Annotated in this window: 14 protein-coding genes; 8 read left to right on the top strand and 6 right to left on the bottom strand. The window is 71.1% G+C overall.

The features are described 5' to 3' along the window. Positions 1–85 precede the first annotated feature (85 nt). From uvrA to D7W82_RS30130, 3 genes are all read left to right on the top strand, one after another. Positions 86–5389, top strand: coding sequence for an excinuclease ABC subunit UvrA (uvrA, locus tag D7W82_RS30140; RefSeq protein WP_120621640.1), 5304 nt, complete (start codon positions 86–88; stop codon positions 5387–5389). A gap of 34 nt (positions 5390–5423) precedes the next feature. Next, the gene (locus tag D7W82_RS30135) at positions 5424–5984 is read left to right on the top strand and encodes a glutathione peroxidase (protein WP_171424661.1); all 561 of its coding nucleotides are present in this window, start codon (positions 5424–5426) and stop codon (positions 5982–5984) included. Between the two features lie 84 nt (positions 5985–6068). Beyond that, positions 6069–7214, top strand: coding sequence for a chemotaxis protein (locus D7W82_RS30130; protein ID WP_120621639.1), 1146 nt, complete (start codon positions 6069–6071; stop codon positions 7212–7214). 9 nt (positions 7215–7223) lie between these two features. Here D7W82_RS30130 and D7W82_RS30125 read toward each other — a convergent pair whose 3' ends face one another. The 5 genes from D7W82_RS30125 to D7W82_RS30105 all read right to left on the bottom strand — a co-directional run bounded on the left by D7W82_RS30125 (position 7224) and on the right by D7W82_RS30105 (position 10161). Then, positions 7224–7799: a DUF4136 domain-containing protein gene (locus tag D7W82_RS30125; RefSeq protein WP_120621638.1), complete on the bottom strand. Its 576-nt coding sequence runs from the start codon at positions 7797–7799 to the stop codon at positions 7224–7226. A gap of 129 nt (positions 7800–7928) precedes the next feature. Then, on the bottom strand, positions 7929–8417 hold the full coding sequence (locus D7W82_RS30120; RefSeq protein ID WP_120621641.1) for a hypothetical protein: 489 nt from the start codon (positions 8415–8417) through the stop codon (positions 7929–7931). Between the two features lie 5 nt (positions 8418–8422). Continuing rightward, on the bottom strand, positions 8423–8962 hold the full coding sequence (locus D7W82_RS30115; protein WP_120621637.1) for a zf-HC2 domain-containing protein: 540 nt from the start codon (positions 8960–8962) through the stop codon (positions 8423–8425). Next, positions 8962–9534 carry an RNA polymerase sigma factor gene (locus D7W82_RS30110; RefSeq protein ID WP_120621636.1) on the bottom strand — a complete coding sequence of 191 codons (573 nt, stop codon included), beginning with the start codon at positions 9532–9534 and terminating at the stop codon, positions 8962–8964. The genes D7W82_RS30115 and D7W82_RS30110 overlap by 1 nt, the downstream gene beginning before the upstream one ends. A 150-nt stretch (positions 9535–9684) precedes the next feature. Then, entirely contained in the window at positions 9685–10161 is a 477-nt protein-coding gene (locus D7W82_RS30105; RefSeq protein ID WP_120621635.1) for a peroxiredoxin, read from the bottom strand. A gap of 121 nt (positions 10162–10282) precedes the next feature. Between D7W82_RS30105 and D7W82_RS30100 the strand changes: the two genes are divergently transcribed. From D7W82_RS30100 to D7W82_RS30080, 5 genes are all read left to right on the top strand, one after another. Next, positions 10283–11437, top strand: coding sequence for a YcaO-like family protein (locus D7W82_RS30100; RefSeq protein WP_120621634.1), 1155 nt, complete (start codon positions 10283–10285; stop codon positions 11435–11437). Positions 11438–11511: 74 nt separating this feature from the next. Beyond that, positions 11512–12681, top strand: a complete 1170-nt coding sequence (locus tag D7W82_RS30095) for a TfuA-like protein (RefSeq protein WP_120621633.1) — start codon at positions 11512–11514, stop codon at positions 12679–12681. Positions 12682–13059: 378 nt separating this feature from the next. Beyond that, positions 13060–14934 carry a serine/threonine-protein kinase gene (locus D7W82_RS30090; protein WP_120621632.1) on the top strand — a complete coding sequence of 625 codons (1875 nt, stop codon included), beginning with the start codon at positions 13060–13062 and terminating at the stop codon, positions 14932–14934. Positions 14935–15056: 122 nt separating this feature from the next. Beyond that, positions 15057–15965, top strand: coding sequence for a DUF2381 family protein (locus D7W82_RS30085; RefSeq protein ID WP_158617754.1), 909 nt, complete (start codon positions 15057–15059; stop codon positions 15963–15965). 696 nt (positions 15966–16661) lie between these two features. Then, a complete protein-coding gene (locus D7W82_RS30080; protein ID WP_120621630.1) occupies positions 16662–17435 on the top strand; it encodes a DNA methyltransferase in 774 nt (257 codons plus the stop codon). Here the strand turns inward: D7W82_RS30080 and D7W82_RS30075 are convergent. Continuing rightward, a partial coding sequence (locus D7W82_RS30075) for a hypothetical protein (RefSeq protein WP_120621629.1) occupies positions 17414–18005 on the bottom strand: 592 nt, incomplete at its 5' end. The two genes, D7W82_RS30080 and D7W82_RS30075, sit on opposite strands and share 22 nt — an antisense overlap.

Genomic DNA, 18005 nt, shown 5'->3' with positions numbered 1-18005 from the left:
CCACCCAACCCACCCGGGTGGGGCGATGTTGGCCGTCATGTTGTGATTGGCGGCAGAGTGTCCGGTCGTTAAACCTCCGGCCGGCATGCACAAGACCCACCTCGTCGGCGCCCGCACCCACAACCTCAAGGATTTGTCCGTCGACCTCTCCGAAGGAGAGTTCGTCTGCGTCACCGGCGTGTCCGGAGGCGGAAAATCGAGCCTCGCGCTCGACACGCTCTACGCGGAGGGGCAGCGCCGGTTCGTGGAGAGCTTCAGCCCGTACGCCCGGCAGTTCCTCGAGCGGCTGGAGCGGCCGCCCATGGACGCGCTGGAGCCGGTGGCCGCGGGCGTCGCGGTGGACCGGCGCGCGCCGGTGAAGAGCTCGCGCTCCACGGTGGCCACGCTGGCGGACGTGGAGCCGTACCTGTCCGCGCTCTTCACCCGCGAGGCGATGCCGGTGTGTCCGGACTGTGGCCTGGAGGCGGTGCGCACCGACGCGCGCGTGGCCGCCAAGGCGGCCCTTCGTGAGCACCCGGACGCGCAGGGCGTCTTCACGTACCCGGTGCGCATCCCCGACACGGCCGCGTTCATCGACGCGCGGGCCCGCCTGCTGAAGGACGGCTACCACCGGCTGATGGTGCAGGGGGAGGTGAAGGAGCTGGAGACGCTCAAGCCGGGCGAGGCCACCGACCCCGCGGGCGTGGCCCAGGTGGTGGTGGACCGGGTGAAGCTGACGGACGCGAACCTGTCCCGCGTCACCCAGGCCCTGGAGGACGCGTGGGCGCGCGCGGATGGCGAGGCGCTGCTCTTCCTGCCGGAGACCGCGCCCAGGAAGCTGCGCCGGGGGCTGGTGTGCCCGAAGTGCGCGCGGGAGTTCGAGCTCGCGAGGCCGGGCCTCTTCAGCTACCAGAGCCCGGTGGGCGCGTGCGCGCCGTGCCGTGGCTTCGGGCGCACCATCGGCATCGACTGGGGGAAGGTGCTCCCCAACCCGGGCTTGAGCCTGGCGCAGGGGGCCATCCGCCCGTGGTCCGGCCAGTCCACCAGCTGGGAGCGGGAGATGCTCCAGCGCTACTGCAAGCAGAAGGGCATCCCCTTCGACAAGCCGTGGGAGAAGCTCACCGCCGCCCAGCGCGAGGCGGTGCTCCAGGGCGAGGGCGACTACGACGGCGGCCGCGTGTACCCGGGCGTGCGCGCGTGGTTCCGGTGGATGGAGGGCCGCACGTACAAGATGCACGTGCGCGTGCTGCTGGCGCGCTATCGCGCGTACACGCTCTGCGAGAGCTGTCACGGCGCGCGGCTCAACGAGCAGGCCCGCGCGTGGCGCGTGGGCGGCATTGACCTGCCGGCCTGGCACGGGCTGGAGCTGACGGACGCGCTGGCGCGGCTGGACGGGCTGAAGACGCTGACGGGGCAGGGGGACCTGGCGCGGCGCGAGCTGTCCGCGCGCCTGCGTTATCTCCAGCGCGTGGGCCTGGGCTACCTCACGCTGGACCGGCCCGCGCGCACGTTGTCGGGGGGCGAGGCGCAGCGCGTGTCGCTGACCGCGGCGCTGGGCACGTCCCTGACGGGCGCGCTCTTCGTATTGGACGAGCCCACCGTGGGCCTGCACCCGGGGGACGTGCCGCCGCTCACGGAGGCCATCGCGGAGCTGGCGGACCGGGGCAACATCGCGCTGGTCATCGAGCATGATCCGCTGATCATCCGCTCCGCGCACCGGGTGCTGGAGCTGGGCCCGGGCGCGGGCCGCCACGGCGGCAAGCTGTGCTTCGACGGCACCCCGGAGGCGCTGGCGAAGCGGCAGGACCTGCCCACCGGCCGCATGCTGTCCGGGGGCGCGGAGGCGCCGCGCACGCCGCGCACCCGCACGGGTGAACTCGTCATCCGCGAGGCGCGCGAGCACAACCTGAAGGACGTGTCCGTGCGCGTGCCGCTGGGCGTGCTGTGCGCCATCACCGGCCCCAGCGGCTCCGGCAAGAGCACGCTGATGGACGAGGTGCTCTACCGGCACCTGGCGCGCGGGCTGGGCGTGAAGGACGTGGAGGCCCCCGGCGACGTGGCGGCGGTGGAGGGCGGGGCGCAGGTGGAGGCCATCACCTTCGTGGACCAGTCCCCGCTGGGGCGCACGTCGCGAGGCAACGCGGCCACGTACACGAAGGCGTGGGACCGGCTGCGTGAGCGCTTCGCCTCGGAGCCCGACGCGGAGGTGCGGGGCCTGACGTCCGCGCACTTCTCCTTCAACGTGGACAAGGGCCGCTGCGAGGCCTGCTCCGGTGAGGGCTACGAGACGGTGGAGATGCAGTTCCTCGCGGACGTGGCCCTGTTGTGCGCGGTGTGCCGGGGCCGGCGCTTCAAGGAGGAGGTGCTCGCCGTCCGCCACCAGGGCTTCAGCGTGGCGCAGGTGCTGGAGATGACGGTGGACGAGGTGCTCCAGCACTTCGGCGACGACTCCGCGCTCAAGCGCACCCTGGGGCCGGCGCAGCGGCTGGGCCTGGGCTACCTGCCCCTGGGCCAGCCCCTGTCCACGCTGTCCGGCGGAGAGGCGCAGCGGCTGAAGCTGGCGCGCGCGCTGGCGAGCGACGCGAAGGGCACGCTGTTCCTCATCGACGAGCCGAGCGCGGGCCTCCACGCGGAGGACGTGCGCCACGTGATGGCGTCCTTGCACGCGCTGGTGGACCGGGGCGCGAGCGTGCTCGTGGTGGACCACGACGTGTCGGTGATGAAGGGCTCGGATTGGATCATCGACCTGGGGCCCAAGGGCGGCCGGGACGGTGGCCGGCTGGTGGCGGAGGGCACGCCCGCGGACGTGGCGAAGGCGCAGGGCAGCGCCACCGCCGCCGCACTCCGGGGCGAGGGCAAGCCGCTGGCGAAGGCGGTGAAGCTGCGCCGCCCGGGGAAGGAGGCGCCGCCCGCCATCGAGGTGGAGCACGCGCGCGAGCACAACCTCAAGGACGTGTCCTGCCGCATCCCCCTGGGGAAGATGACGGTGGTGACGGGGCCCAGCGGCTCCGGGAAGAGCTCCCTGGTGTTCGACGTCGTCTTCGCGGAGGGCCAGCGCCGCTTCCTGGAGACGCTGACGCCGTACGCGCGGCAGTTCCTGCCCACGCTGCCGCGCCCGGACGTGGAGCGCATCAGCAGCATCCCGCCCACCGTGGCGCTGGAGCAGCGCACGTCGCGCGCGGGCTCCACCAGCACCGTGGCCACCGTCACGGAGGTGGCCCACTACCTGCGGCTCATGTACGCGAAGATTGGCGAGCCGCACTGCCCGCATGACGACACGCCCATCGGCGCCACCACGCCGGCCGCGCTCTTTTCGCAGGTGCTGGCGACGAAGGGCGAGGGTCAGGTGCTGGCGCCCGCGGTGCGCTCGCGCAAGGGCACGTACCTGGACGTGTTCACCGCGGCGGCTCGCGCGGGCATCACCCAGGCCATCGTCGACGGGGAGCTGGCGTCCACGGACAACCCGCCGCGCCTGGCGAAGACGAAGGAACACGACATCGACCTCGTGATGTACGAGGGCAAGCTCGCGAAGCTGCCGCGCGAGGTGTTCGAGGCCTCGCTCAACTGGGGCAAGGGCGCGGTGAAGCTGCGCACGGGCAAGGCGGAGACGCTCCTGTCCAGCGAGCGCACGTGCCCGAAGTGCGGCACCGCCGTGCCGGAGTTGGATCCGCGCTGGTTCTCCTTCAACACGAAGCAGGGCCGCTGCGAGTCGTGCGAGGGCACCGGCGTGCAGGGCGGCGCCGCCGCGATGGCCGAGGGCGAGACGGCCCCATGCCGCACGTGCGAGGGCACCCGCCTGTCCCCGGTGCCGCGCGCGGTGCGGCTGGAGGGCGCGCGCTACCACGAGATGGTGCAGGCGTCGGTGACGGCCACGCTCGCGCGCGTGCGCACCTGGAAGCTCAAGGGCGACCGGGCGCTGCTGGGCGAGACGGCGCGGCAGGAGATGCTGCGGCGCCTGGAGTTCCTGGAGCGCGTGGGCCTGGGCTACCTGTCCCTGGACCGCAACGCCGCCACGCTGTCCGGCGGCGAGATGCAGCGCTTGAGGCTGTCCGCGCAGCTGGGCGCGGGCCTCACCGGCGCGATGTACGTGCTGGACGAGCCCACCATCGGCCTGCACCCTCGCGACACGCACCGGCTGCTCGACAACCTGCGCGCGCTGGTGGAGACGGGCTCCACGGTGCTGGTGGTGGAGCATGACTCGGACACCATCCGCGCCGCGGACCACCTGCTGGACCTGGGCCCCACGGGCGGCCGGGGCGGCGGCCACATCCTGGCGGAGGGCACGCCGGACGTGGTGCTGGAGTCGGACTCGCCCACCGCGCAGGCGCTGCGGGCCGCGCAGGTGCGGCCTCCGTCCGGCAGGGGGGAGCCGAAGGCCTGGGTGGAGCTGAAGGGCGCGCGCGCGAACAACCTCCAGCGCGTGGACCTGCGGCTGCCGGTGGGGCGGCTCAACGTCGTCTCCGGCGTGTCGGGCTCCGGCAAGAGCACGCTCATCCGGCAGGTGCTGTATCCGGCGCTGCGCGACAAGCTGGGGCTCGTCACGTCGAAGGCCGGCGCGTTCGACGCGCTGAAGGGCACGGAGTCCATCAAGCGGGTGCTGTCGGTGGACCAGTCGCCCATCGGGCGCACGCCGCGCTCGGTGCCGGCGACGTTCCTGGGCATCTGGGACGAGCTGCGCCGCGTGTTCGCGGCCACGCCGGAAGCGAAGATCCGCGGCTTCGGGCCCGCGCGCTTCTCCTTCAACACGGCGGCGGGTGGCCGCTGCAAGGTGTGCGAAGGGCAGGGCGCCATCTCCCATGAGATGTCCTTCCTGCCGGACGTCGTCACGCCGTGCGAGGCCTGCAATGGGGCGCGCTTCGACGCCGCCACGCTGGAGGTGCGCTACCACGGGCTCACCGTGGGCGACGTGCTGCGCCTGTCCGCGGACGAGGCCAAGGACGTCTTCCGCGCGCTGCCCAAGGTCGCCGCGCCGCTGGAGTGCCTGGCGGACCTGGGCGTGGGCTACCTCCAGCTGGGGCAGGGCTCCAACACGCTGTCCGGCGGCGAGGCGCAGCGGCTCAAGCTGGCCGCGGAGCTGACGGCCACCTCCCGCCACGAGCCCACGCTGTACGTGCTGGACGAGCCCACCACCGGCCTGCACCTGGGCGACGTGGAGAAGCTGATCACCTTCCTGGGCCGGCTGGTGGACCGGGGCGACACGCTGGTCGTCATCGAGCACCACCCGTCCGTCATCGCCGCGGGGGACCACGTGGTGGAGCTGGGGCCGGAGGGCGGCGAGGGCGGTGGCCGCATCGTGGGCGAAGGCACGCCGCGCGAGGTGGCGAAGCTCAAGACGCCCACGGGCCGTGTGCTCAAGTCGGTTTTTTCCACTGAAGAACCCAAGGCGCGCGCCGCCTCACGGGGACGGTGAATCCATGCGCTCCTTCCGGCATCCTGCGTCCGCCATGAGAACCTCCCTGCTGTGCACCGTCGCGACGGTGATCTCCCTCTCCACGGCGGCCACCGCCGCGGACAAGACCGAGAAGAAAGCCATGTCCTTCCACCAGCTCTCCGCCAACCGGCTCGACGGAAAGCCCGAGAAGCTGTCGGACTTCCAGGGCAAGGTCGCCCTCGTCGTGAACACCGCGTCCGAGTGCGGCTACACGCCGCAGTACAAGGGCCTCCAGTCGCTCTACGACAGCTACAAGGACAAGGGCGTGGTCGTGCTGGGCTTCCCGTCCAACGACTTCGGCGGCCAGGAGCCGGGCACCTCCGAGCAGATCGCGAAGTTCTGCGAGCTGCGCTTCAAGGTCTCCTTCCCCATGTTCGAGAAGGTGAAGACGAAGGGCGAGGGCCAGTCCCCCGTCTACGCGTTCCTCGCCAAGGACCATGGCGAGCCCAAGTGGAACTTCCACAAGTACGTGGTGGGCAAGGACGGCCAGGTGAAGGCCGCCTTCCCCAGCAGCGTCACGCCCGACAGCCCGGAGCTGAAGGCCGCCATCGACAAGGCGCTCGCGGAGAAGTGACGGGCGTCGGGCGTCCGACGTTGGCTCCGCCCCGAGGGACTGCTCGGCGGCGGGGCAGGGCGTGCGCAGCTTGGGTGCCGGCCCATGGCTCCGGCTCTCTTCCCTGTCCGCGTCGTGACCGTGGTGCTGCTCTCGGTGCTGTGCGGAGGATGCGCGTCACTGGAGCCGCAGCGCTCGGAGCTGACCACGCGCGTGGGCCGGTCCGACCTGTCCGTGGCGGTGATGCGCACGCGGGTGAGGGACCTGGCCCGGCGCTTCTCTGGCCTCATCGAAGCCCTGGCGGACGACCTGGCCGTGCGCTCCGGTTCACCGCACGTGGCCTCGGCCATGTTGCGCTTCAAGGCCAACGCGGTGCCCGCCGTGCAGAGCTCGCTCTTCCAGCCGGATCCGCTGGCCGCCCTCATCGACACCTGGGCGCTGCTGGCCCAGCTCGAGGACTACCTGCCGCGCAACGCAGAGGGCGCATCGCCGGAGCTGCTGGCGCACGCCCATGACTCGCTGGTGGCGCTGGAGTCCGAGCTGGAGGCCGAGTGGCGCGAGGTCACCGGCCGCGAGGACGTGACCCAGACCCGCGAGAAGGTGCACGCGTGGGCCGCGGCGCATCCGCTGACCGGGCCGCTCGTCACGCGCGTCTCCACCACGGCCCTGCTGGCCTCCCTGACGGACGCGACGGGCGGAGGCCTGCGGTCCACCGCCGCCGGCCTCGTCGAGGACACGCGCGACCTCACCGCGCGCGTGGACCTCTACGCGACCAGCCTGCCCCGGCAGGCGCGCTGGCAGGCGGAGCTGGTCGCCACGGATGCCCTGCGGGCTCCCACCGTCCAGGCCGCGCTGGCGGAGCTGGGGCGCACGGTGGACCTGCTGGACCGGGTGGGCGCCATCGCCGCGAACTCGCCCGCGCTCATCGAACGCGAGCGCCGCGCGGCGCTGGACGCGTTGCACGCCGAACGCCTGGGCCTCCAGGAGTTCGTCACCGGAGAGCGGCAGGCGGTGCTCGCGGACGTGGGACGGGAACGGCAGGCGGTGGTGGACGCGCTGCACGCCGAGCGCGTGGCCACGCTCCAGCAACTGGACGGACTGGCGCGCGGCTGGGTGGACCACGCGTTCGACCGGCTGGGCCCGCTGGTGGACCGCGTGTTCCTCTGGCTCACGCTGCTGGCGGTGCTGCTGGGCGTGGGGGGCCTCCTGGGAGGCCTGCTGCTCACCCGGGCGTGGCGGCGCGCGCGCTGAAAAGAGCGCCTACTTCTTCTCCTTCGGCTCGGGCGGGAAGTCCTTCAGCATCTTGTTCACGCCTTTTTCAATCTTGCCGCTGTTGGTCTGGGCGCTCGGGCTGTCGCCCAGGTTCGCCTGGGCCGTACCGCGCCAGACGAGCTTCTTCTCCTTCGCGTCCACCACGTCGAGGATGAGCGTGCCCACGTCGTACTGGCGCACGTACGTCTGCGAGGGCCCGTAGTACGAACCCCAGAACGGATCCCACGGGTAGCCCCAGTAGTTGTCCACCGTCTCCGCGGACAGCCGCGTGTCGATGGCACCCTGCCAGCCGACGAGGAAGTCCGGGTCCGCGCTCGCATCCACCTTCTGGTAGCCGCGGGCCTGGAGGTCGCGGTCCACCGCGCCCGTCACCTGGCCATTGGTGATGTCGTTGTTGATGCGCGAGTCCTTCGTCTGCTGGGGATGCGTCAGCCACGCATAGGTTCGGAACTCGTTGATGCGCTGGACGGCGGCGGGGTCGTAGTTGGTGCCGACATCGACGCCCGCGCAGGACGCGAGCCCCAGGCCCACGAGCACGGGAAGAACACGGGACAGCAGACGCATGGCGGACTCCAGGAGGAGGGGCGCATCCCTTGGGGAGGGGGCGCGGTCAACGCCATGACGTTGGGGATGTCCCCCGGGGATGCCCGTCCGTGCCCGCCCGTCCGCCTCCGACCGTCGGGAGGGGCGTCCTCAGTCGCCGCGCGACTCCTTCGGTCTCTTGGTCTTCAGTCCCTTCATTCCCTCGGAGCGGGCCATGACCACGGCCAGCCGCGCGCGCTTCTCCGGGGTCAGGTCCCTGGCGAGCGCCTGGTACAGCTCCCGGTCCAGCGCGGCGATCTGCGCGCGGGCGTCGAAGACCTTCTGCGCCGCCGCGTCCACCTGCCCCAGCGCCGCGCTGTCGCCCCGCGACGCCAGGTGGAGGATGCGCGCCGAGTCCCGCACCTGCTCGCGCAGCGGGCGGCGCCGGTCCTCGAAGCGGCGCAGCGTCTCATCCATCTTCAGGGCCTGCGCGCTGTCCAGCTCCAGCGTGTCCGCCAGCTCCAGCACCTGCCGCAGCCGCTGCCGTTGCTCGGCCCGGGCCATGCGGTCGGCGTCACGCGCGCCCGGCGCCCTCGGCCCGGGCTGCGCGATCGCCATCATCGGCAGCGCGAACACGAGCGCCCAGGTCATCCGCTTCATCGTCTTCACAGTGTCTCTCCCAGGTCGAAGTCCCCGTCCAGGCCGGAGTCGTCCCACGACAGGTCCTCATCCACGCCGTACCCCGAGCCGTCGTCCTCCAGCGGATCCAACCCGGCCCAGGCCTCGAAGGCGGCCAGCGTCTCCGCGTCCACGTCATCACGGGCGCTCGCGGACGGCACGGAGGCCGGCGCCGTGACCGGTCGGGGCGCCTTGAGCCGCTCCAGCGCGGACGGCCCCAGCATCAGCGCGACCACCGCCGCCACGGCCGCGAGCGAACCCAGCGCCCGGCGGCCCATCCCCCGGCGCGTCTGCTCCCGGCGCCACGCCGCCAGCGTCCTGGCACCCAGGCCTTCCTGCGCGCGCACCTCCACGGGCGTCTGGGGCGGCAGCGCCACCAGTCCCAGGACCTCGCGCGCGGAGGCCACCTCCGCCTGACAGGCCGCGCAGGACTCCAGGTGGGCCTGGAAGCGCGCGGCCTCCTCGCCCTCCAGCGCCTCCGCGGCGTGGAGGCTCGCCTGCTCCTCGTATTCCACGCACGCACCCATCACTGCGTCTCCCCGGCCACGTCGGCCTTCAAGCGTTTCACCGCGTGGTGGAACTGCACCTTCGCGTTGTTCTCCGTGATGCCCAGCGTCTCGGCGATGTCCTTGAACGGCAGACCGCCGTCCACCCGCAGCGTCAGCACCTCGCGCTGGCGGCGGGGCAGGGCCAGCACCGCCTGCCGCACCCGTTGGCCCTGCTGGGTGCGCTCCAGCGACACGTCCGCGCCCTCGCCCATGTCCATCGCCACGTCATCCGTCACCGGCTCCACCAGCACCGGCCGCCACCGCAGCCCCTGGCGGGCGTGGTTCTTCGCCAGGTTGAGCGCCACCCGCACCAGCCACGAACGGAACGGCGTGGGCGTGGTGGGCGTGAAGCGCGCGAACACCCGCCGCGATGCCTCCAGGGCCCGGAGGAAGGCCTGCTGCGTCAGGTCCGCCGCGTCCTCCGCGCCCACGGTGTAGCGGCGCATCAGCGAGAAGACGAGGCCCCGGTGCCGTTCGAAGAGCTGGCCGAACGCCGTCGCGTCCCCCGCGAGGAAGGCCCCGCACAGGGCCTCATCCGAGAGAGCGCTCACGGCCCCACCGGGCCGCACCAGTCCTAGGACCCGTCCGCTCACAGGGACTCCAACCCTCCAGGGGCCGGAAGGTTATTTTCCGGCCCGTTTTTCGCCTCCAGGGACGGCCGGGAGACGTCCGGTACCGGGCAGGCGGGCGGGCGAAAGGCCTCAGGCGGAGGCGGTGTCGCCGCCCGGGGCGGGGTGGGCCTGGAGGTACTTCAGCACGTCGTCCAGGTGGCGGTAGACGCGCACCTCGTGGTGGATGACGTGTTCGACGACGCCGTCCGCGCCGATGATGAAGGTGACGCGCCGGTCGATGTTGAGGACCGGCCACAGCACGCCCCAGGAGCGGCTGATCCGCCGTTCGTCATCTCCCAGGAGGGCGAAGTGGATGCCCTCCTGTTCCGCGAAGTCGCACTGGGTGGTGAGCGTGTCCACGGAGACGCCGACCAGCTCCGCGCCCAGCGAGCGGATCCGCTCGTGGTTGTCCCTGAAGGCGCGGTTCTCGATGGTGCAGCCCACGGTGAAGGCGCGGGGGAAGAAGAAGAGCACGACGCGCCGGCCTCGCAGCTCCGACAATCGAACGGTCTGCCCGTGGCAGTCGGTCGCTGCGAAGTCCGGTGCGAGTTCTCCGACGGCAATCATTCGATGCGCGCTCCCTCCCGATACCGCCGGGGCTGTCCTTCCCCTACCACGTTTTCCCCGTCATCCCATGCCGCGCCGCGCCGGGTGTCCGCTAAGGTGCCCCTCCGTGTCGCCTGCCTTGATGGAATCCATCTCCCCCTCCTTTCTTGATGCCCTGGCCCGGGGCCTGGGAGTCACCCGGGTCGCCCGGGTCACCGGACTGGACCGCACCGGCGTGGAGGTCGCCTGCGCGGTGCGTCCGGGTGGGCACGTGCTCCAGGTGTGTAATGGCAAGGGGCTGACGTACGAGGCCGCGGCCCGGGGCGCGCTCTTCGAGACCGCGGAGCTGTGGGCGGCGGAGACGGTGCGGCCGGAGCGGCTGCGCTGGGGTTCCCGGACGGAGCTGGAGCGGACAGGCGACACGGTCTGGGGCGTGGAGTCGCTCGGGTCGGCGGGCGCGGTGGTGGCGCCGAGGCTCGCGGGGCCGGCGGTGCGGCTGGCGTGGTGCGAGGCGCGGACGCTGGACGGGGACGAGCGGGTCTGGGTCCCGGCGCAGGGCGTGTACTGCCCGCCCGCGGGGACGGTGGAGCTGGGGCCGGTGTCGGTGGCGTGGACGACGAATGGCTCCGGGGCGCATCCGGAGTCAGGGCCGGCGCTGCTGCACGCGCTGCTGGAGGCCACGGAGCGCGACCAGCTGTCGCGGGCGTTGCCGGAGGGCTGGTCGGAGGAGGGCGTGGTGGGGCGGATGCTGCGGCCTGAGGGCCTGGAGGACGGGGCTCCGCGCACGGCCGCGTTGAGGGACGCGCTGAAGGCCCAGGGGTTTCGGGCCTACCTCTTCGATGTGACGCCCGCGCCCCGGACGCGCGGGAGGGTGGGGCTGCCCGTGGCGGCGGCGGTGCTGGTGGACGCGGACGAGGGCCCGGTGCCGCTCACGGCCGGCTATGCGTGCGCGATGGACCGGGATGAGGCGTTGCTGAAGGCCTTGCTGGAGGCGGCGCAATCGCGGCTGACGGACATCCACGGAGCCCGTGAGGACGTGGCGGCGGCGGACCGCGAGGCGGCGCTGGGGTTCGCGCAAGGCCTGTCGGAGGTGAGGCCCCGTCGCGAGGTGACCGTGATGCCGGAGGTGGCGGACCGGCGCGCGAAGACCGCGGCTGCGAAGGTGCGCGCGGTGTTGTCGCTGCTGGACGGAGCGGGGTTCAAGCAGGTGGCGGGTGTGGCGCTGGACGCACCGGTGCCCGGGCTGCACGTGTGGAAGGTCGTGGTGCCGGGCATGCGCGTCTCGGAGCTCCTGTGAAGCGGCGCTCAGGTGTGAAGGGTTCAGGGGCCGTCCCGGATGCCGCGAGCAGGTCTGCGCGTGATGGCAGTCGCGTGAAGCGCCGGCCGGACGACCTGGTGGTGTTCCTGGGGCCCTCGTTGCCCGCTGCCGAGGCGCGGCGGATCGGGCCGTGCACGGTGTTGCCTCCCGCGCGGCAGGGAGACGTTTGGCGGGCGCTGTCGCTCAAGCCCCGCGCGCTGGTGCTGGTGGACGGCGTCTTCGAAGCGCAGCCGTCCGTATGGCATCACGAACTGCTCGCGGCGCTGGAGGCCGGAGTGGCCGTCTTCGGAGGCGGCAGCATGGGCGCGCTGCGCGCCGCCGAGCTGTCCGAGCACGGCGTGGTCGGCGTGGGCCGCATCTTCGGCTGGTATCGCGACGGCGTGGCGGTGGATGACTCGGAGGTGGCGCTGCTGCACGCGGACGCCGAACACGGCTGGCGTCCCCTCACCGTGCCCCTGGTGAACGTGAGGCACGCGGCGGAGCTGGCGCGAAAGGCGCGAGTGCTGGGGCGTTCGGGTGCACAGGCCCTGGTGGACGCGGCTGCGGGCATCTTCTACCAGGAGCGCACCTGGACCCGGATCCGCGAAGCCGTGGAGCCCTCGTGGACCCGGCCCGTGCGCGAAGCCTGGGACGCCTGGTTCGCGGGCGGAGTGGAGGACCTCAAGCGGCTGGACGCCATCGAGTGCGTGCGCGCGGGCTCGGAGTTCGTGAGCCGGGCGCCTCCGATGCAACCTGGGACGCGGCGCAATCCTTCGTCGCTGGTGCGGCGCCGGCGCCTGATGGAGGACGTGACGCGCGTGGGTTCCCGCGCCGTGGACTCCGGGCGCGTGATGGAGCTGCTGCGCGGCGCACCCGATGCGGCGGCCTGGGCGGAGGCGGGCCTGCGGCGGGCACTGCTCGCGGGCTGGGCGCGTTCGCTGGGGCTCGACGTGACGGAGGAGGAGATCGCCGCGGAGGAGGCCACGTGGTGGAACGAGCGGAAGGTCCGGGCCTCGCGCCGTGAGGCCTTCCTCGCCGCGAACGGGCTCGATGCGCTGGAGCTGCGCCGCTTGTGCGAAGCCCGCGCGCTGGAGCGCCTGGCCTTGAAGCACGCGTCGCGGCTCCTTCCGGATGGTCCCTCCTGGGACGAGGCCCTGGCGTCCGAGGCCCGACTGGGAGGCCAGTGGGAGCTGGCCGCCCGAGCGCTGGCGGAAGCGGACGACACGTCCGACGAAGGCGAATAGCCGGCCGGGGTCGGGCCCCACGCAATCCCAGACAGGGCCCACCGTCACATCCGGACGGGCTGAAACCTGTTTCACGAGCCTCAGGCTGCCTGACGGGTTGGACACCCGTTCAGCGTCGACCCCCCTGCTGCGTCACGAAAAAACGTGACAGCCCCGCAGGGCCAGATAGGGTCAACCCCGGAGGTTGTCCGCATTGAGCACCGCTCCCTGGGTGGTTCCGCCAAGTGGGTCCGAGCCGTCATCGGCCGGGCACGCTCGCGGATTGCGGGGAATCCGACCTCCGCGGTGGGGTGTGGCAGGGAAGGCGCCCTCGGCGGTCCTGAAAACCCGGGTGGTCGTCCCCACCTCCCAGGTTGTGTCACGGCTTGAGTCAGGGTCATGACCACGCCGCTCCACCCGGACCAGCTTGAAGTCGGCCACAGTGTCGGCCCCTGGCGAATCGTCGGGACGCTTGGCGCGGGAGGCTTCGGCCGGGTGTTCAAGGTGGAGCGGGGCGGGCATGTCTACGCGCTGAAGCTCGCGTTGCGTCCGGCGAACCAGCACGCCAGCGATGAAGAGGACGTCAACGGACGGCTCTCGCGGGAGGTGGCGGCGCTGCTCGCGTGCGCGCCGCATCCCAACCTGCCGCGCGTGCACGCCGTGGATCGCTGGCCGGAGCCGCCGGACGGCTACCTCTTCCACGTCACCGACTTCGTGGACGGCGAGACGTTCCACGAGTGGCGCTGGCGGGTGAAGCCCTCCGCCGCGCACCTGCTGACCGTCTACACGGAGGTCGTGCGGGTGGTGGCGGATCTCCACCGCAGGGGCGTGCATCACCGCGACCTCAAGTCGGACAACCTGCTCATCCGCCGCCTGGATGAGCGTCCCATCCTCATCGACCTGGGCACGGCGCGCATCCCGGGGGCCTCCACGCTGACCGTGGGCGTGGCGCCCGCGTCGCCGCACCTCCTGCCTCCCGAGTGCGTGACCTTCCTGCGCGAAGGCTCCTGGAAGTCCGGAGCGAACTTCGACGCGGGCATCCCGGGCGATCTGTATGCGCTGGGCGCGCTGCTCTACGAGTCCCTGACGGACGGCTACGCCTTCGACCCACGCCTTCCCTACGAGCGATTGCTGCCCGCCATCGAGACGGTGGTGCCGCGCGCGCCGAAGGACATCAACCCCAAGGTCCCCTCCAGCCTGTCGGACATCGCAATGCGGCTGCTCTCCAAGCGCCCCGAGGATCGCTACTCGGGGACGGAGACGCTGCTGCAGGCGCTCTGGGACGCGGCGAAGGACAAGCGCCACGCGGACTGGAAGGTCTCGCTGGACGTCCCGGCGGATCCAGATGCGTCCGAACTGGACCGGGGCGTGGTGTCGCTGTCGCAGTTTCCTGGCAACTCCACGGAGCAGACAGCGCAAGCCCGGGAGTCGGCGCCTTCGGAACCGTCCGTACCCGCGGAGGCCGTCCAGCCGAAGCGGCGCCGTCGTTCCGGCGCGGTGCTCGGCCTGGGAGCACTGCTGCTGGGCTTCTTGATCTTCGGGCTGGCGCGACTGACGCCGGACCGGCCTCCACCTGCCGTAGCGCCTGTGTCTGAGAAAGGAAGTTCGTCCGTGACACCAACCCCGAGTCTTCCCGATGCCGCCGTGCTCGCGGTGGCGTCTTCGCCGGATGCGGGTGTTTCCGCTGCGGCGGAGCCGGCTACGACCGAGCCTTCCGAGGTTGCGACAACCTCCGTGAAGTCCCTGCGAGCGGACGGCGGTGTCATGCGGAAGATCGCTGGAGCAGCCGTTGCGGCCTGCGTGGGTGCGTCGTGCGCGGGCGGCAGTGCCAACACGATAAGGGATCGGAGCGAACCGTGCCCGGCGGGAGCCAAGGAGGGCATGGCGGAGTTGAGGCTCGGCATGCAAACCTTCACCGGCGTCTCGCTGGATGAGACTAATAATTTCCAGACGGAGATCCGTGAAGGACCCATCCAGGGCATCGTCAAACCGGAGGGGGCGAGGCGCAGTGCCATGCCGGCAGGGACGAAATTGAAGGGCCGCGCGGTGTTCTATCCGCTGATCACCCGGTTGTACTTCATGGAGGCCATCCTACCTGACGGGAGGGCCTTCCCCATTTGCATGGAGTACTTCGACAAGAGCAACACTCAATACGGCCACGCGGTGGACTTCGAGCGCTATGGGCCGGACACCGCCACGACCCGGTGGGTCCCGAACCAGTTGTTCGGTCTATTGGCGGTCAGGCGTCTCAACGTGTACTACGAGCCCAGGTAGTAGGCGCTTCGCCGCATCGACGCCTACTCGTGGAGGTGAGTCATCCGCGAACGGCAGGTGCACGTAACGCCCCATGATAGAAGGGAGCTCCTGCTGCCCCGGTTCGAGGAGCCCTCCCCATCGTGCCCTCCTGTCTGTTCGTCGCGCTTCCGATTCTTCTCTGGTCGACCCATGTATTGGCGGCTTCTCCCGTCGGAAACGATGCGGCTGAGGGGACGCTCCGGATGGAAGTGGGAGCGGACGGAGTAGGGACGCGCCCCATCTACATCGGGCCTGGGGTGAGCACGACGCTCCTCTTTGATACCGACATCCAGCAGGACCAACTGAGCCTGGAGTCACGAGCACAGTTCGCACGGGTGAGCACGGGCAGCTCCGTGCTCGTGCTCGTGCCGTCCGATGACTTGCAGGGGGGAAGCAGCTTGAAGCTGTCCATTCCCTTCAAGGATGTGGGCTCGGCGCTTCCCTCAAGGTTGTCTTTGACCTTGGTGGTGGACTCTGGCGCCGTGGATCGGCAGGTGGAGGTCTACCGACGGGCGCGTTCCGCGGAGTCGTACCGCCAGGAAGTGCAGCAACTTCGCGCGGAACTCAAGCGCTTGCGGCGGGAAGGTGTTGTCCCGGGAGGGAGCGCGAGTGCGCCAATGGGGCTTCGGGAGCTCCTGGTGGCCTCGACGGAGCTTCCTGGCATCGGGGTTGATTCAACTGTTGGGTCCGCCAAATGCAGGCGCCCGTGCTCACTCCGGCTGGGAAAAGGTGCCATGTTCACGGCGGGCCCGCGGAGGGCCGTGCAGTGGGTGCTGACGACGGCCGACAAGAAGCCATGGACCATCGGGAAAGCCGTGCTGGTGGACCGGCAGGGAAAGGAGTGGCAATCCTTTCCGCCCTTTCAGACCGGACCCATTACGGCCGAGTCTGAGACGACCTTGATCCTGGAGTTCGATGTCAACAGCGCAGTACTTGATGGATACCAACTGCGCGTCACGGATGTGGATGGCACCCGGACAGCACAGTGGAATGGCCTCAATTTCCCCTGAGCCTGAATCCCAACTCAGTCCAGGAACCGGCGTTCCCATCGATGCTGGGCTTCGGTGTCTCGCCTCGCACCCATGCACCGCATCGGGCGAGCAGGCGGGATGCCCACCCGATGCGACAGGACTCACTCAGCCACGGCGGGCCTGACTACGAGCACCACCAGATGGAGCCGGTGCACTCGCAAGTTCCAGGATCGCTTGCGGAATAGCAGCAGTCGATGGTCTCTCCCATCTCGGACTCAGAGCAGGCCCTCTTGTGCATGAGAGAGCAGCGAACATCGTCGCAGGTCGGATCAGGGTCCGTCGGGCAGGCGTAGAAGACGCCGTTGCAGGTCACGCCCTGGTAATCGACCGACGAGCAACTCGACGTCGCGGATGGGCAGCTCACCGAACCCGTAGAACACAGCGCGGTACACCCGGCGAGCTCTTGCGAGGACGCTTGCAGTTCCTCCTCGACGTCCGCTGACGAACCTCCACAACCCATTGCCAGACTGACGGCAGCGGCCAGCATCCAATGCTTCAAGCGCATCATGGCAGTCCTCATGTTGAGTGGGATGTGCGAGCGGAGGTTGAATGGGCTACGTCTATCTTCTGAAATGTGAGCAGGCATTACAATCGCCACACCCCTGGCGCTCGCCCGCGGGCAGGTGGAATACGCGGCGGCCCGTCGCTGGAACGGGTAGGGTTCGGCTCCACACGATGACCTCCGACCTCACGCCCGAATCCCTGCGCTGCGTCCGCGCCGACGCGCGCGAGCCCGAGGGCTACCGGGCCGCCCTCGGCGACACCCGCGCCTCGCTGCTCCACACGGACCCGCCCTATTGCCTGCTCACCCGGCGCCGCAAGGGCGGAGACCTGCGCGACCCCCGCGCGAACAAGAAGATCGACCGCAACCCCATCGTCCGCTTCGAGTCCGTGCGCGACTACCGCGTCTTCTCCGAGGCCTGGCTCACGCGCGCCACCGCGCACCTCACCCCGGACGCGCCCCTCATCATCTGGACCAACCTGCTGGGCAAGGAGCCCATCCTCACCGCCGCGCACGGCCTGGGCTACACCCACCTGCGCGGCGAATACGTCTGGGGCAAGCGCACCACCGACAAGAACGCCAACGAGCAGATGCTGCGCGTCTACGAGGTCGCCCTCGTCATCGCCCGCACGCCCGCGCCGGTGCTCGCCCCCGGGGACGCCCCCACCGTGTGGGCCGTCGTCGGCGGCTACGACGATGACGCGGAGGCCGCGCAGTGGGGCGGCCACCCGCACCACAAGCCCTTCTCCGTGCTGGAGCCCCTGGTCCGCACCTGGAGCCGCCCCGGTGACACCGTGCTGGATCCGTTCGCCGGCAGCGGCTCCATGCCGTCGGCCGCCCTGCGCCTGGGCCGCCGCCCCGCCTGCATGGAGGTCGAGCCCGAGTGGGCCGAGCGCGTCACCCACCGCCTGCGCGAGACCGCCCGTCAGCTGGCCAGCGCCCGGTAGAAGCGCGTCTCGCTCCACCGGGGCACGTCCGTGGGGCGGTGGCCCCACCAGTTCATCACCAGCGTGCGCCGCTCGCGCGAAGGCCCCGGCAGCTTCCCGTCCGGGACCTGGTTGTCCGCGTCCAGCACCCCGTGCGTCAGCGTCCCGTCGAACACCACCAGCCGGTTGGGGCGCGGCGCCACCAGCGTCAGGTCCTCCAGCCGGTCCGGCGCGAGCGACGGGTTGTCCTCACACGGCAGCTCCCGCGTCACCGCCAGCGCGCCGCCCCGCACCCGGTTGAGGAACAACACCGACGAGCGCACCGGGTGCACCAGCTTCCCCGTGGCCAGCGCCAGCCGCTCGTCCCGGTCCTGGTGGAAGTCCACCCGCACGTCCGTGGCCCGCATCCGCGACAGCCACCACTCCACGCCCGCGATCTTCCAGCCCTTCGTCACCCGGGGCCGCAGCGTGTGGATGACCTCCTCCACCACGTTCTCCGGAGGGCCGAAGGCGTACCAGAACGTCGTCTGGTACGTGTGACGCAGTCTCTCTGCCTTCAGGTCCCCCACGCGGCGCGACAGCCGTTGGAAG

It is taken from the genome of Corallococcus sp. CA049B, from assembly GCF_003611685.1.
In the GTDB taxonomy this organism is placed as follows: Bacteria; Myxococcota; Myxococcia; order Myxococcales; family Myxococcaceae; genus Corallococcus; species Corallococcus coralloides.
Note: the sequence above shows the minus strand (reverse complement) of the source record. Positions and strands in the feature narration are given on the sequence as shown.